This is a genomic window from Deinococcus depolymerans, from assembly GCF_039522025.1.
Classification (GTDB): domain Bacteria; phylum Deinococcota; class Deinococci; order Deinococcales; family Deinococcaceae; genus Deinococcus; species Deinococcus depolymerans.
Window position 1 is genome coordinate 132,268 of the sequence record NZ_BAAADB010000007.1, and the last position, 14,639, is coordinate 146,906.

At 71.6% G+C, this 14,639-nt stretch carries 12 protein-coding genes; 8 read left to right on the forward strand and 4 right to left on the reverse strand.

The genetic code is table 11. The features are described from left to right. The first annotated feature begins 4 nt into the window (after nucleotides 1-4). From ABDZ66_RS05045 to ABDZ66_RS05060, 4 genes are all read left to right on the forward strand, one after another. The gene (locus ABDZ66_RS05045; protein ID WP_343756784.1) at nucleotides 5-865 is read left to right on the forward strand and encodes a hypothetical protein; all 861 of its coding nucleotides are present in this window, start codon (nucleotides 5-7) and stop codon (nucleotides 863-865) included. Between the two features lie 90 nt (nucleotides 866-955). After that, a complete protein-coding gene (locus ABDZ66_RS05050) occupies nucleotides 956-2,596 on the forward strand; it encodes an adenine deaminase C-terminal domain-containing protein (RefSeq protein ID WP_343756786.1) in 1,641 nt (546 codons plus the stop codon). A gap of 255 nt (nucleotides 2,597-2,851) precedes the next feature. Next, nucleotides 2,852-4,390 (forward strand): sensor domain-containing diguanylate cyclase, encoded by a 1,539-nt coding sequence (locus ABDZ66_RS05055; protein WP_343756788.1) that lies wholly within the window; start codon nucleotides 2,852-2,854, stop codon nucleotides 4,388-4,390. A gap of 26 nt (nucleotides 4,391-4,416) precedes the next feature. After that, entirely contained in the window at nucleotides 4,417-4,800 is a 384-nt protein-coding gene (locus ABDZ66_RS05060) for a 2Fe-2S iron-sulfur cluster-binding protein (protein WP_343756790.1), read from the forward strand. A 167-nt stretch (nucleotides 4,801-4,967) separates the two neighbouring features. Here ABDZ66_RS05060 and ABDZ66_RS05065 read toward each other — a convergent pair whose 3' ends face one another. From ABDZ66_RS05065 to ABDZ66_RS05080, 4 genes are all read right to left on the reverse strand, one after another. Further along, entirely contained in the window at nucleotides 4,968-5,804 is an 837-nt protein-coding gene (locus ABDZ66_RS05065) for a DUF421 domain-containing protein (RefSeq protein ID WP_343756792.1), read from the reverse strand. Beyond that, complete coding sequence (locus ABDZ66_RS05070) at nucleotides 5,801-5,998, reverse strand: hypothetical protein (protein WP_343756794.1); 198 nt, start codon at nucleotides 5,996-5,998, stop codon at nucleotides 5,801-5,803. The genes ABDZ66_RS05065 and ABDZ66_RS05070 overlap by 4 nt, the downstream gene beginning before the upstream one ends. Before the next feature lie 67 nt (nucleotides 5,999-6,065). Continuing rightward, nucleotides 6,066-7,094 (reverse strand): endolytic transglycosylase MltG, encoded by a 1,029-nt coding sequence (gene mltG, locus ABDZ66_RS05075; RefSeq protein WP_343756796.1) that lies wholly within the window; start codon nucleotides 7,092-7,094, stop codon nucleotides 6,066-6,068. Beyond that, on the reverse strand, nucleotides 7,091-8,056 hold the full coding sequence (locus ABDZ66_RS05080) for a carbohydrate kinase family protein (protein ID WP_343756798.1): 966 nt from the start codon (nucleotides 8,054-8,056) through the stop codon (nucleotides 7,091-7,093). The genes mltG and ABDZ66_RS05080 overlap by 4 nt, the downstream gene beginning before the upstream one ends. Before the next feature lie 90 nt (nucleotides 8,057-8,146). Between ABDZ66_RS05080 and ABDZ66_RS05085 the strand changes: the two genes are divergently transcribed. The 4 genes from ABDZ66_RS05085 (at nucleotide 8,147) to ABDZ66_RS05100 (ending at nucleotide 14,599) form a co-directional block, all read left to right on the forward strand. Continuing rightward, on the forward strand, nucleotides 8,147-8,698 hold the full coding sequence (locus ABDZ66_RS05085) for a putative pterin-binding protein (protein WP_343756800.1): 552 nt from the start codon (nucleotides 8,147-8,149) through the stop codon (nucleotides 8,696-8,698). A 4-nt stretch (nucleotides 8,699-8,702) separates the two neighbouring features. Next, entirely contained in the window at nucleotides 8,703-10,028 is a 1,326-nt protein-coding gene (locus ABDZ66_RS05090; protein WP_343756802.1) for a sensor histidine kinase, read from the forward strand. Nucleotides 10,029-10,115: 87 nt separating this feature from the next. Next, a complete protein-coding gene (locus tag ABDZ66_RS05095; RefSeq protein WP_343756804.1) occupies nucleotides 10,116-12,161 on the forward strand; it encodes an ATP-binding protein in 2,046 nt (681 codons plus the stop codon). Nucleotides 12,162-12,565: 404 nt separating this feature from the next. Next, the gene (locus ABDZ66_RS05100; RefSeq protein ID WP_343756806.1) at nucleotides 12,566-14,599 is read left to right on the forward strand and encodes a cation:proton antiporter domain-containing protein; all 2,034 of its coding nucleotides are present in this window, start codon (nucleotides 12,566-12,568) and stop codon (nucleotides 14,597-14,599) included. Nucleotides 14,600-14,639: the final 40 nt, after the last annotated feature.

Sequence of the window (14,639 nt, forward strand, 5' to 3'; positions counted from 1 at the left end):
GGGTATGGAGTTCCCGACCGTCTGCCCGGCGTGCGCCCGTGAGAACCGTGCGGAGTTCACGGACAGTTCCGTGCATGACCTGACCTGCGGGCACTGCGGGGCGCGGTACTGCGTGTTCCTGCGCAAGCAGCGCTTCGAGGTGCTGTTCGACCTGGGCACGCGGGCGCTGATGGACGGGTACGCGCGTGAGGCGGTGGCGAGTTTCGCGGCGGCGCTGGAGCGGTTCTTCGAGTTCTACGTGTGGGCGTTCACGCTGGAGCGCGCCGCGAACGCCGAGCAGGAGTTCGGGGCGGCGCTCGCGGGTCTGGAGGGCACGTGGCGGCACGTGGCCAGTCAGTCCGAGCGGCAGCTGGGGATGTTCGCGCTGGCGTACCTGCTGCGTGAGGGCCGCGAGCCGGATTTCCTGACGGCGCGGGGCCTGGGCACGGATTTCCGCAACCGCGTGATTCACCGGGGTGCGCTGCCGTCGCGGGCCGAGGTGGAGGCGTACGCGGCGCTGGTGTTCGCGCTGATCGACCGCCTGCTGACGGAACTGGGGCCGGGCGCGGCGCACGCGGAACTGGCGCAGGAGCAGGGGTTCGCGGCGCATCTGGCGGCCCTGCCGGACGGGGTGACGGCGGTGTTCGAGGAACATCCGGGCATGTTCCGTGCGCGGCGTTCCGGGGGGCTGGCGTCCGCGCCGACACTCCCGCCCACGCCGGGGCTGGTGCCGGGTCAGGTGGCGGGGCAGACGCGCAAGCCCGGCAAGGCCGTGAACGACGCGCGGGCGTACCAGCAGGCGCTGTTCCGGCAGGCGCTGGAGGAACGCGGGGCGCTGCTGCGGTCGTTCAAGGGCCCGCCGCCGGGCGGGCCGGACCGGGAGTAGCGGGGGCGCGTCCGGGCAGGCGGGGTGCGCGGGCGGGCTTCTCCCCTACACTGCGTCATGTCTGGTGTGTCTGCGGGTGTGTCTGAAGGAATGCGTGGCCTGGATCGCCGCCGTCTGGTGCGGGTGGCGCGTGGTGAGGAACCGGGGGACCTGCTGGTGCGGGGCGCGCAGGTGGTGCAGCCGGCCACGCGCGAGGTGTTCGGGGCGGACGTGCTCGTCGCGGACGGGCGGATCGCGGCGCTGGGGTCGGGCTTTCAGGCGGCGCGGGTCGTTGAGGCGCGCGGGGCGTTCCTCGCGCCGGGCTTCATCGACGCTCACGTGCACATCGAGTCGAGTCTGCTGACCCCGGCGGGCTTCGCGGGCGCGGTGCTGGGGCGCGGCACGACGGGCGTGGTGGCCGAACCGCATGAACTGGTGAACGTGCTGGGTGCCGGCGGCCTGGAGTGGATGCTGGAGGCGGGGCGCACGTCGGGCCTGCGGGTGTGGGGGTCGGCGCCGTCGTGCGTGCCGGCCAGTCCGTTCGAGGCGGGTGGCGCGGTCGTGGACGCGGCGGCCACCGCGCGGATGCTGCGCGTGCCGGGCGTGCTGGGCCTGGCCGAGATGATGAACTACCCCGGCGTGCTGGGCGGCAGCGGGGACGTGTGGGAGGTGCTGGAGGCGGGGCGGGCGTCGGGCCTGCGGCTGGACGGGCACGCGTCGGGCGTGCGGGGGCGGGACCTGATGGGGTACGCGGCGGCGGGCCTGCACTCGGATCACGAGGCGACCACGCCCGACGAGGCCCGCGAGCGCCTGCGGGCCGGGCTGTGGCTGATGGTCCGTGAGGGCTCGGCGGCGCGGAATCTGGAGGCGCTGCTGCCGGTGCTGCTGGAACGCCCCCGGCGGGCGATGCTGGTCAGTGACGACGTGAGCGTGGACGAACTGCTGGAGCTGGGTCACCTGGACCGGCTGCTGCGGATGTGCGTGGCGGGCGGGCTGCACCCGGCGGACGCCGTGGCCCTGGTGACCTGCAACCCGGCCGAGTACTGGGGCCTGCATGAGTTCGGGCTGGTCGCGCCGGGGTACCACGCGGATTTCGTGCTGCTGCGGGACCTGTCGGACTTCGGGGTGCTGGAGACCTTCGTGGGCGGGCAGGAGGCGCGGGCCGGGACGGTCACGCCGCCGCTGCCGGGTGGGGGCGTGACCCTGGGGGCCGGGTGGGACGCGGCGACGTTTGACGTGCCGGGGCACTGGCCGGTCATGCAGGTCAGCGCGTCGCAGATCACGACCGGGGTGGGCGAGCCGGGCAGCGGGGACGCGCGGCTGGTCGTCGCGGACCGCTACGGGCGGGGCGAGTGGTCGGCGTGCCTGACCTCCGGCACCGGCATGGACGGGGGGACGCTGGGCATCAGCGTGCTGCACGACGCGCACCACGCGGCGTTCCTGGGCGGCACGGACGCGGACGTGCGGGCCGCCGGGCGGGCGCTGGAGGCGATGGGGGGCGGCGTGGTGGTCGTGTCGGGCGGCGAGGTGCGGGCCAGTCTGCCGCTGCCGTTCGCGGGCCTGATGACCGACCGGCCGCCGGCCGAGGCGGCCGCGCGGCTGGGCGAGGTGACAGCGGCGTGCCGGGCGCTGGGCTGCCGCCTGCCGTACCCGGTGACCACCCTGAGTTTCCTGGGCCTGACCGTGATTCCGGCGCTGAAGCTCACGCCGCGCGGCCTGCTGGACGTGAACGCCTGGGCGTACCTGCCCTGACCCGGCCGGCACCCCTGGGCCCTCCCAGCACCTCCCGCCGGCACGCAGTGACCCTGCGCCCAGTTACCCCCGGCTGGGGATACCCGCTGGGGGGGGCAGGCCCTAGACTGCCGTGAGGTCTTCCGTATTTCCCAGGTTCGTCCCAGGCCAGCTGCCGCCAACTCACTGACGCCCACGCAGGCGCTCCGGGCGTTCTCATGGTCCCGCGGCTGGCTGCTGGCGGCGCTGGTCATCACGCAGGCCCTGACGCTGCTGGTGGCCCTCTGGAGCGACCGGCAGGGGTCCGAACAGACCGTCAAGTCCCAGGCGCAGGGGGCGCTGGAGCAACTGGCGCGGGTCGCGTCCGAGAACGTCGCCGGGTACCTCCAGTTCGCGTCGCAGATCGTGCAGGTCAACCGCGCGAACATGGCCAGCGGCCTGCTCAGCGCCGACGACGCGGCCGGGCAACTCCTGAACTTCCAGGCGCTGCTAACCAGCGTGCCGCAACTGAACGGCGTGCTGGTCGGCCACAGCGACGGCCGCTTCGTGTTCCTGCGCCGCGACGGCCCGGACAGCCTGGGGCGCTTCTCCCGCGTGATCGAGGTCCGCCCGGAACGGCGCGTGCTGACCAGCACCTACGACGCGCGGGGCGTCCTGACCGGCCAGTCGGCGCAGGCGGACCCGTACGACCCGCGCGAGCGGCCCTGGTACCGGCAGGCGCAGGCGGCCGCCGGGCATGTCGTCTGGACCGACCCGTACGTGTTCGCGTCGTCCGGGCAGCCGGGCGTGACGGTCGCGTCGGCCCTGTCCACGCCGGGCGGCGCGGTCGTGATCGGCGCGGACGTGCAGCTGCGGCAGCTCGCCGAGTTCCTGCAGGACGTGCAGATCAGCGCGAACGGACGGGCGTTCGTCACGGACGAGCGCGGGCACGCCATCGCCACCTCGCGCGCGTGGCCCGGCGAGGCCAGTGCGGGCAGCATCCCGCTGCTGCGGGACGTGGCCGACCCGGCGCTGCGGGCGCTGCTGGACCGGGAGGCGCGCCCCGCCCTCGCGCCGGGCACGCACTGGTACGACGTGTCCGGGCAGCAGTTCGCCGCCGTGATCCGCCCGGTCGAGGTGCAGCCTGGCGTGACCTGGATGATCGGCGTGTACGCCCCCACCACGGACTTCACGTCGGGCCTCGGCGGCAACCGGCGCCCGCTGATCTTCGTGCTGCTGGTCAGCCTGATCGGCAGTCTGCTGGCGTGGCCGGTCGTGCTGCGCGCCACGCGCCCGCTGGTCGAGCTGCAGCGGCAGGCGACCACCGATTACCTGACGGGCCTGCCCAACCGCGCGAGTTTCGTGGCGCAGCTCGAGGAGTCGCTGCGCGGAGGGGGTGCCGGGGCGCTGGGACTGGCCGTGTTCGATCTGGACGGCTTCAAGGCCGTGAACGACACCTTCGGGCACCACGCGGGCGACGAGGTGCTGCACGCCGTGGGCGCGCGGATGCTCGCGGCGCTGCGGGCCGGTGACACGCTGGGCCGGCTGGGCGGCGACGAGTTCGCGCTGCTGGTGCAGGCCACGTCCCGCGAGGAGGTCCGCCTGCGCGTCGAGGGCGTACTGGAGGCCGTCGCACGCCGCCCGGTCGTCGTGGACGGCGTGGCGCACGCGCTGGCCTCCACGGCCGGACTGGCGTTCCTGGACCTGCACGAGGGCACCCTGAGCAGCGGTCAGTGGCTGGCGCGGGCCGATACCGCCCTGATCCGCGGCAAGCGGCGCGGCAAGGGCCGCGTGTGGGTGGAGGGCGAGGTCACCATGCCCACCCTGTTCCGCTGAGCGGGCGCTGTGCGATGCTGGGCGGCATGACGCAGACGTTCACGGTGCAGGTGGCGGGATTCGGAGAGATCGAGGCGGGCAGCGGCGAGCGGCTGGTGCGGGCGCTGGAACGGGGCGGCGTGGACATCCTGCACCGCTGCGGCGGCGTGGCGCGCTGCACGACCTGCCGCGTGACCTTCGAGGAGGGGGAACCGGACGCCATGACCGCCGCCGAGTTCGACAAGCTGAGCGAGAAGGGCCTGCTGGGTCAGGCGCGGCTGTCCTGCCAGATCGAGTGCGCGCCGGGCATGAGCGTCACGCCCCTGCAGACCGAGGCGAGCAGCGGCCTGGAGCGCGGCAAGGCGCCCGCCGAGCAGATCGAACCCGACCCGGTCTGGACCACCCGGCCCGGCGCGTCCACCGAGGGCTGAGCCGCGCGGCCCCGGCGCACCCCGGCCCTGTTATACGGACTCCGATTGAATGGGCTGCAAAGACCATTCAATTCGAGCGGATGCGAGGAGGAGAGAAACGGATTCCGGACGTGGAGTTGGCAGATCGGTGGTGTTCCGATCTGTCAACGAAATAAACGGAATCCGTATTAGCCGGGCGGTCCGGCACCGGGGCCGCGGCCACCCCCATCGCGCGCCGGCGGCGCGGCCGGGGTCGACCGGGGGGCGCCCTCGTCACGCAACGGGTCGGTGGTGGCGGGCGTCCAGCGGTCGCTGCCGCAGGCGCACACCGGCCGGTCCGTGGTGAGCGCGAGCTGCCCGGCGTCTTCCTGCTGGCCGCCCAGCGGGTCCGGCGTCCCGTGCAGGTCGCCGCAGCCCAGGCAGGCCAGGGGACCGTGGTACGCCTCGCCGGGCTGGATGACGCGGGGCGGTTCCAGGTCCCAGGGGGGCACCACGGGCAGGCCGGGCGGCGGATCGTGCGGGTGCGTGAAGACGGTCAGGTTGCCGTCCTGTTCGAAGTACGCGCGCTGCACCTCGCCCAGCTGCCGTACGCCCTGGGCGCGCAGACGTTCGAACAGATCCTCGCGGCTCAGGTTGGCGCGTCGCAGCGCCTCGCCGCTCAGGACGCCGCGCCGGACCAGTTCGACCGGCACGCCCTCGATGAACGTCTCGACCCGTTCGCTGCGGATCACGAGGTGCGACAGCAGCCGCTGCAGGCCCACCACCAGGGTCAGGACCAGCATGGCGTGCAGCAGCGGCACTTCCGGGTAGAACATCGGGTCGCCGGCCGCCGAGCCCAGCCCGATCACGATGGCGAGTTCCAGCGGGCTGAGCTGCGCCAGGCCGCGCTTGCCGGTCACGCGCAGCAGGAACACCAGCCACAGGAAGATCACGGCGGTGCGGAACACGATCTCCAGCAGGAACAGCGGGGGCGTGTCGCCCAGCAGCATCCGCGCCCAGTCGAAGGGAATCACCTCGGCGCTCACGGGTTCCCCGCTGGCGTGCCCGGCGGCAGGCCCAGTCCGGCCAGGATGCGGGCGCGGTCCCAGCCGGTCAGGGCCGACAGGGCCGCCACGGCCGCCTCGAATTCGGGAGTGTCGGGCGTGGGGGGCAGCGCCCGCAGACGCTGCCAGAGTGCGTTGCGGCGCCGCAGCCAGTCACCCCGCGTGGAATCGGTCATGGCCGGAGTGTAGGCCCCGCCTCCGTTCCCGGGCCTTCAGGAAGGGTTCAGCAACCCGGGGAACGGCTCAGCGGTAGCGGGCCACGTCCCGCAGGTGCGCGGCGTAATCGTGGTTCACGTAGATCTTCCCGTTCAGGCCGTGCAGGAAGTACACGGCGTCCCGGCCGTCGCTCATCTTGCGCTCGGGGTTCAGGACGGCCAGCAGCGCCGCCTGACCGGGGTTGTTGATCGGCCCGGCCGGCAGGCCCAGGCGGGTGTACGTGGAGTACGGCGTGTCGCGCGTGAAATCCCCGGCGCTGCGGTCCAGCTGTGGCAGGTCCTTACCCAGCCCGTACGCCACGGTGGGATCGCTGCCGAGCGCGATGCCGTCGCGCAGGCGGTTCAGGAACACGCCGGCAATGATGGGCATCTCGGCGTCGTTGGCGGCCTCGGCCTGCACCATGCTCGCCAGGATCACCCAGTCACGCACGCCCAGACCCAGGGCCCTGGCGGCCGCCACGTTCGCAGGCGTGAATTCGGCCTCCATGCGCCGCACCATGCTCTGCACGATCCGCTGCGGGGTTTCCGCGGGCCGGAACTCGTACGTGGCAGGAAACACGAAGCCCTCCAGGTTCGGCTGCGTGCCCGCGTGCCGGCTGAGCCGGGTGTCCTTCAGGACCTTCAGGATGGCCGCCCCGTCGAAGCCGGCCTTCTGGAAGATGCCCGGCAGGTCCTTCACGCGCCGACCCTCCGGAATGGTGACGGATATGGTCGGAATGCGGGCCGGGCCGGCCAGTTTCTCCGCGACCTGCGCGGCCGTCATCTGCCCGTTCAGGTCGTACAGTCCCTCTTTCAGGCTGCCGGCCGTGCCGTTGCGCCGCATCAGGAAACGCAGCGCGTCCGCGTTCTTCACGACGCCCTTTTGCTGCAGCGTGCGGGCCACGCCGCCCAGCGTGTCGCCCGGCTTCACTTCCAGCGTGAACGCCGCGCCGCCCGCCGGGCCCAGCAGCGACTGCAGGTACAGCGCCGCGCCGCCCGCCGCCAGCAGCGCCAGCAGCAGCAGGACCAGCAGCGCCCGCGCCCAGCTGGGCAGGCCGCGCCGCGCGGGGCGGGTCACGCCTCACCGCCGGTGGTCACGCCGTGACGGGCCAGCCGGCCGCGCAGGTCGTCGTCCGCCGGGGGCCGCGCCCCGAACCGCGCGACGACCCAGCCGCCCACCTGTACCGCCAGGTCCGCGGCGCGCACGGCGTCCCCGTGCGTGAGCCAGCCGGCCAGGAAGGCCCCGCCGAACGAGTCCCCGGCGCCCGTGGCGTCCACGGCGCGGTCCTGCGTGGCGGCGACCGCCACCCGCGCCTGACCGGGACCCTCGATCAGCACGCCGTCCTCGTCGAGCTTCATGACGATCAGGGCCCGCGGGTAGTGCGCGCGGAACCAGTCCATCGCGGCGTGCCGGTCCGCGTGACCGCTCATGGCGCGCGCCTCGTCGTCGTTCGGGAAGAACACGTCGAACGGCACGTCCTCCAGCACCCGCAGGAAGGTCTCGCGGCCCATCTGCTGGATCATCTGGAAACTGCCGGGGTCCAGGCTCAGGGTCGCGCCCGCGGCCTTGGCGACCTGCGCGGCGTGCAGCGCCGCCCCGCGCGGCGGGTCACGGAACAGACTCCAGGCGGTCAGGTGCAGGTGCCCCGCCCGGCGCAGCGTGTCCAGCGGCAGTTCGCCGGGCAGCAGTTCCCAGTCGGCGCCCTGGCCGGTCAGCATGGCCCGCTGGCCACGCCGGTCGATCAGGCCCAGGATCACGCCGGTCGGATGCTCGGCGCTCAGGACGACGTCCGCGCCGACGCCCTCGGCCCGCAGTTCGGCGGTTGCCAGCTCACCGAAGCGGTCCTGGCCGATCTTCCCGGCGAACCGCGCAGGATACCCGGCCCGGCTGGCCCACACCGCCAGGTTCGCGGCGCTGCCCCCGCCGGACAGTTCGATGCGGCCGGTGCTGTCGCCGCCCGGAAGCAGCATGGTGTCGGGTTTCGCCAGGACGTCCCAGGTCAGGTCACCCAGCGAAACAAGAGGGTTACGGTCAGTCATTCCAGCTGGAAGCATAGCGCCTCCCCTGACCCTCTTCGCTCCCGTCACGCCCCTTGAGGACCGGCGGTCGGAACAGGTAGCATACCCGGCGTGCTCCCGGACAAGTCACGCCTTATTCCCGGCTTCATCCTGATGGCCGTGACCCTCGTCACGGTGGATCCGGCCAGGGCCGGCAGTTCCAAGAGCACCCGCGCGGCCTTCACGTACGTTCAGGGCGCCGCCACGCCCTTTCCGGCCAGCGCCGGCGAGCCGGTCCTGCTGACCCTGCAGGGCCGCCACCCGGAACGCCTCACGCTGCGGCAACTGCGGGCCCTGCCCGCCGTGCGCTACACCACCACGCAACCGCAACTGCAGGAGACCTTCGAGTACCAGGGCGTGCCGCTGCGGGACCTCGCCCGGCGCGGCCAGTTCGACGGGCAGGACATCCGCGTGACGGCCGACGACGGCTTCATCGCCATCATCCGCGCCAGCGACTACCAGCAGTTCCCGGTCATGCTCGCCTACCAGGCGAACGGCCGGCCCATCCCGGACCTGAAGAAGGGTCCGCTGACCATCGTGTTCCCCCCGGACCCCAACCGCTTTCCCGTCCGCACATACGGCAGCCAGTGGGCCTGGTACGTGACCAGCGTCGGCCCCCGCTGATCCCGTGACCGCCCCCGAGCAGACCCACCCAACCCAGGGCAGTGCCCGCCGCCACCGCACGGAACGGCGGGTCCTGGGCTTCCTGCTGCGCCGCGAGGACCTTCTGCTGGCCCTGCTGCCCAGCCTGATCTCCATCATCCTGCTGATCGTGTCCTTCCTGCCCGCCTTCCGCATCCTGAACAACCCCGAAACCACCTGGACCGGCTACAACTACCAGGGCTTCCTGAACCGCGTGCAGCAGTACGCACGCGCCAGCAGCAACCCGCGCAGCACCCTGGCCGAACGCCAGAAGATCCGCCGCTGGATCCTCTCGGACATCCAGACCGCGCAGCGGCAACTCACCAACGGTCACCCCGACAGCCAGTTCGCTCAGCTGCGCGAACGTGAACGCGACGCCGGCGTTCACCTCGCGGACGTCGCGCCCCTCATCAGGAGCGGCCGCGCCGAGGACACCGAGCGGGCCGTCCGTATCGCCGAACAGCTGAACGCCGCCGCGCACACCCACCTGAACGGCGTGCGCTTCCAGCTGGCACGCACCCTGCACTTCATGCGGATCACGATGCTCTTCACGGCGCTCCTGAGCGGCACGCTCGGCACCTGGCTGATCCTGCGCGCCCTGAACGCCGCGCGGCGGGAACAGGAGGCCCGCGAGGCCCGCGAGGCCCAGCACCGGCAGGCGCTCAGCATGGCCACCCACGAACTCCGCCGCCCCCTGCAGGCCCTGCTGCTCTCCACCGACGCCCTGCGCGGCACCGAGAACCTCCGCGCCCGCGAGAAGATCCTGCGCCTGATCGAGGATCACGCCGCCCAGCTGGCCGTCCGCACCGACCTGGAACGCCTGGAACTGATGTACGTCAACATCGAACCCCGCCCCGAACGGACCGACCTGGGCGGCCTGATCGCACGCCTCGAAACGGACCGCGTCCGCACGCGCCGCCCCGCCAGCCCCGTTCACGTGCAGACCGACCCCAACCACCTGCAACAGGTGCTGGAGAACCTGATCGAGAACGCCCAGCGGTACTCGGACGACGCCATCCTGGTCACACTCGACCCGGCCACCCCGGAACGCGGCCCCATGATCCGCGTGCTGGACAACGGCCCCGGCCTGAGCAGCGACCTGCTGGAACGCGTCTTCGAGGTCGGTTTCCGCAAACCCGGCAGCCCGCACCGCGACGGGCGGGGCCTGGGCCTGCCCATCGCGCGCCGCTACGCCACGGCCAACGGCGCGCAGCTCACCCTGCACTCCCCGGATGGGGGGGGCCTGGAAGCCCGCATCGTCTTCCCTGCCCCGCCGGACACCGTCCCGGAGGGCCCGCAGGTTCCCGCGTGACCCGGCCAGCTGCGACGCGGGCGGCGCGGACACGGTGCCTGCACGCGCCGCCCGGCGGGATCCGCCTTACACTGCCCCTGAGTCTCTATGCCTGACGCCGATCACGCCGCCCTCGACCTGCCCTCCCTGCTGACGCTGCTGGAGCGGACGAAACTGGAGCCGCAGGAGGTCGCGAACATCGCCGCAGAGCGGCTGGAACAGGCCAGGGCGCAGGGCAATCAGCCGGCCGAGCAGCTCCTCCTGGTCACCCTGGGCAGGGCCAGCATTTACCTGGTCCAGCCCGCGCTGGCGCGGCTGCAGCTGGACGAAGCGCTGCAGCTGGCCGGCCCGGACGCCGAACAGCGTGCGCGGGCACTGACGCACAAGCTGGACCTGTTCATCGTGCACGGCGAGACGGACACCCTGGACGGGGATTACGCGCAGCTGGTTCAGACCTTCGATGCGCTCTCGCACGTTGAGGAGAAGGTGTCCGCTTTGATCCTGATGGCCGGCGTTCAATTCTACCGTGAGGACATTCCGGCCGCACTCGATCTTTTCAAGCAAGTCGAGGCCATCTCGACCGAGCAGAATTATCAGACCGGAATTGGCAGGGCCACTTCTAATATAGGTTTCATTGAGTATCACAATGGGAATTACGCAGTCGCCCTCGCCCGTTACAGGAAATGCCTAGCTGTACTGGGACCTCGACCGGAAGTAGAGGCCATGATTGCCCTGATCTTCAAAGCGTTAGGGCAACTGGAGCGGGCTCTGCCCATCCACAAACGCCTTACAGAAAGTCTCTCACTCAATTCACTCAACGCGACCGAGATGATGATAGTGGCAAACTTTGCCGATACTCTCTACCGCGCCGGTCAGCATGAGGAGGCCATTGCAGTGATCGAGCGCTTCGGCCTGACCGACACGCCGGTGGAGCGGACACGCGCCGCCCTGCACGACACGCTGGGGCACTCGCACGCCGCGCTGGGCCGCCCGGTCGAGGCCCGCCGCTTCTTCACGTCCAGCATCGAGATCTACGACCGCCTGACCGAGGGCGAGGAGATCGCCTGGCCGATCCTGGGCCTCGCGGAACTGGAACTGGAACACGACCCGGCGCTGGCGCTCGCCCATGCCAGTCGGGCGCTGGCGCTGCTGGAACGGCCCAATTCAAACCGCTCGTACCGTTCGCGGGCGCTGCAAGTCCTGTCGAGAGTGCATGCCGCCTGCGGTGATTACCGGCAGGCGTACAGTTTTGCCGAGCAGCACCGCACCTTCCAGGCCGAGCTGGACCGGGAGGCCGAGCGGCAGCGTCTGGACGTGGCCCTGGCGGAACTGGAGTTCGAGCGTGCCCAGGCCATCGCGGATATACAACGGACGGCGCTGGGGCAGGCGCGCGGCGAGGTCGCGGCGCTGCACGCCCACCTGGAGGCGCGGGTGCAGCAGCGCACGCAGGAGCTGCAGGCGGCGAACGAGGAACTGAGCGCGTTCGCGTGGTCGCTCAGCCATTACCTGCGGACGCCCATGCAGCTGGTGATGGGGCACACGGAGTTGCTGGTGCGCGTACCGGAGGAAGAACGGGCCGTTCATGCGGACGCGGTCGCGCAGTCCATCGGGCGCATGTCGGAGATGCTCGACGGCCTGCTGCGTTACGCCGAACGGCACCTGAAACCGCTGGAGTCGCTGCCGGTCGCGCTGGCCGGCCTGATTCAGGAGGCCTGGACGGAACTGGCGCTGGGTGACCGGGTGCAGCTGGTGGTCAACCCCCTGCCGGTCGTGCGGGGTGACGCGGCGGCCCTGCGGCTGGTGTTCCGGAATCTGCTGGCGAACGCCGCGCAGCATTCCCGGGACCGGGAGGGAGCGCGGGTGGTGGTGCGGGCCACGCTGGAGCAGGGCATGCACGTGATCGAGGTGCGCGACAACGGGGTGGGATTCGATCCGGAGGCGGCGCAGCGGCTGTTCCGGGTGTTCAGCCAGTTGCCGGCCGGGCAATCGTTCGAGGGGCTGGGGTTGGGCCTGGCGGACGTGTGGCGCGTGGTGATCGCACACGGCGGGCACGTGCGGACGGAGGGCAGGCCCGGGGAGGGCGCGTCGTTCTTCGTGTCCCTGCCGGCCACGCCCGAACTTGTGCTGGGTGCGCCGACCAGCGTCAGCGCCTGATCGCGGCGGGCCGGGACTGATACGGATTCCGATTGAACGGGCTTTGCAGCCCATTCAATACGAGCGAAGCGAGTGGGAGCTTGGCGGGTTCCGGACGTGGAGTCGGCAATCCGGTCAAGTTCCGGATTGTAGGCGAAACAAACGGAATCCGTATGATACGGATTCCGCCTGTTTCGTTCACAACCCGGACCGGGTTGCCACCTCCATGTCCGTCCGCTTGACGCCCACTCTGCGGGGCAGCTCTCCGCGTCGCTTCGCTCGGGTTGAACGGTTTCGGTGAACCTTTCAACCGGAGTGCGATGATCCGGACCCGGGTGGACGTGGGCGCACCGCCCGAGTGGACGCCGCCTGAAGATGCGGGGCCTGAAGGTGCGCGCCCCGGGGTGGGGGTGGCATGCTGGGGCATGTCGCGTTTCGTGTTGCTGTTCCTGCTGGCCGGGTCTGCCCTGGCTGCCGCTCCGGAAGCCCATGCGGGGCCGCCGGCCTTTCTGGTGCAGTTGACGTTGCTGCTGGGCGTGTCGGCGCTGGCGGCGTACCTGTCGTTCCGGTTGCGGCTGATTCCGATCATCGGGTTTCTGGTGGCGGGCGTGGTGGCGGGGCCGGGCGCGCTGGGGTTGATCCGGGATCAGGAGCTCATCTCGGCGGCGTCGGAGGTGGGTGTGATGCTGCTGCTGTTCACCATCGGGATCGAGTTCAGCCTGGAGCGGTTGTCGCGGATTGCGCGGCAGATCTTCGTGGGCGGCGGGTTGCAGGTGGGCCTGACGGTGCTGGTCGCGGCGGGCGCGTTGCTGCTGACCGGGGTGGCCGCGCCGGACGCGGTGTTCACGGGCTGCCTGATCGCGCTGTCGAGCACGGCGATCGTGATGCGCCTGCTGGGCGAGCGCGGCGAGACGAACGGCCCGGCCGGGCAGGTGAGTCTGGGCATCCTGATCTTCCAGGATCTGGCGGTGGTGCTGATGGTGCTGCTGATCCCGATGCTGGCCGGGCAGGGTGGGGGCGCAGCGGGCGTGGTGGCAGCGCTGGCGAAGGCGGGCGGGATCATCGCGTTCGTGCTGGTCGCGGCGCGTCGGCTCGTGCCGCCCGTCATGGAGGTCGTGGCGCGCACGTGCAGCAGCGAGATCTTCCTGCTGACGGTCGTGGCGCTGTGTTTCGGCACGGCGAGCCTGACGGCCGTGGCGGGCGTGAGCCTGGCGCTGGGGGCGTTCCTGGCGGGCCTGCTGGTCAGTGAGAGCCGGTACGGGGCGCAGGCGATGGGTGAGATCCTGCCGCTGCAGATTCTGTTCAGCGCGGCGTTCTTCCTGTCGGTGGGGTTGCAGCTGGACCTGGGGTTCCTGCTGGGGCACCTGGGCGTGGTGCTGGGCGCGGCGGCGCTGATCGCGGCCCTGAAGGTGGGCGTGACTTTCCTGAGCGTGCGCCTGCTGGGCGAGTCCACGCGCACAGCGCTGCCCGTGTCGTTCCTGACGGCGCAGGTGGGTGAGTTCTCGTTCGTGCTGGCGGCGACCGGCACGGCGCTGGGCCTGAGTTTCGCGGGCATGGGCGCGCAGGGGAGCGGGGTGTTCATCGCGGCGACGGTGCTGCTGATGGCGTTCACGCCCGCCCTGAACGCCCTGGCGGACGCGCTGGGCCGCCGCCTGCCCGCCGCCTCTGGCCGCGCGTCGTCCGGGCCGGTGGCAGGAACGGAGGACAGCGGAACGCACGGCCTGCCGGTGGCGGGGCGGGTGGTGTTCGCCGGGTACGGCGCGCACGCCCGCCTCGCGGCCCGCGCCCTGAGCCGCGCGGGCGTGCCGTACAGCGTCATCACCCGCAACCCGGACGGGGCCAGTGAACTGGAGGGGCGGGGCGCACCGGTGCTGATCGCGGATTACACGCGGGCCGGGCTGCTGCGGGACCTGGAGATCGCCTCGGCCCGCGCGCTGGTGATCGTGGACGACGACACCGAGATGACGGAACGGACCGTCAGCGTGGTCCGCTCGGTCGCGCCGGACCTGCGGCTGATCACGCGCGCCACGTCCCCCGAGGGATTCCAGGGGTTACAGAATCTGGGTGCACAGCACATCCTGAGCGCCCCGCGTGAGGTGGCGGCCGGGATTCTGGACCTGCTGACGCCGCCCGGGGTGACGCGCGCCGACATCACCCGCCACCTCGCGGAGCACCCGCCCGTGACCCTGAGTGCCACGCAACGCGCGCAGTGCGACCATGCCGGGCAGAACGCCGGGCCGGTCACGCCGGAGGCGGACGTGTGCCTGGAGTGCGTGGCGGCGGGCGACACCTGGGTTCACCTGCGGGTGTGCATGACCTGCGGGCACGTGGGCTGCTGCGATTCCAGCCGGAACAGGCACGCCACCGCGCACGCCCGGCGCCAGGGCCACCCGGTCATCCGCAGCGCCGAGCCGGGCGAAACCTGGGCGTACTGCTACGAGCACCAGTGGACGAAGTAGGGCAGAAACGGGGGCTGGTTGATGGTTGATAGAAGACCGA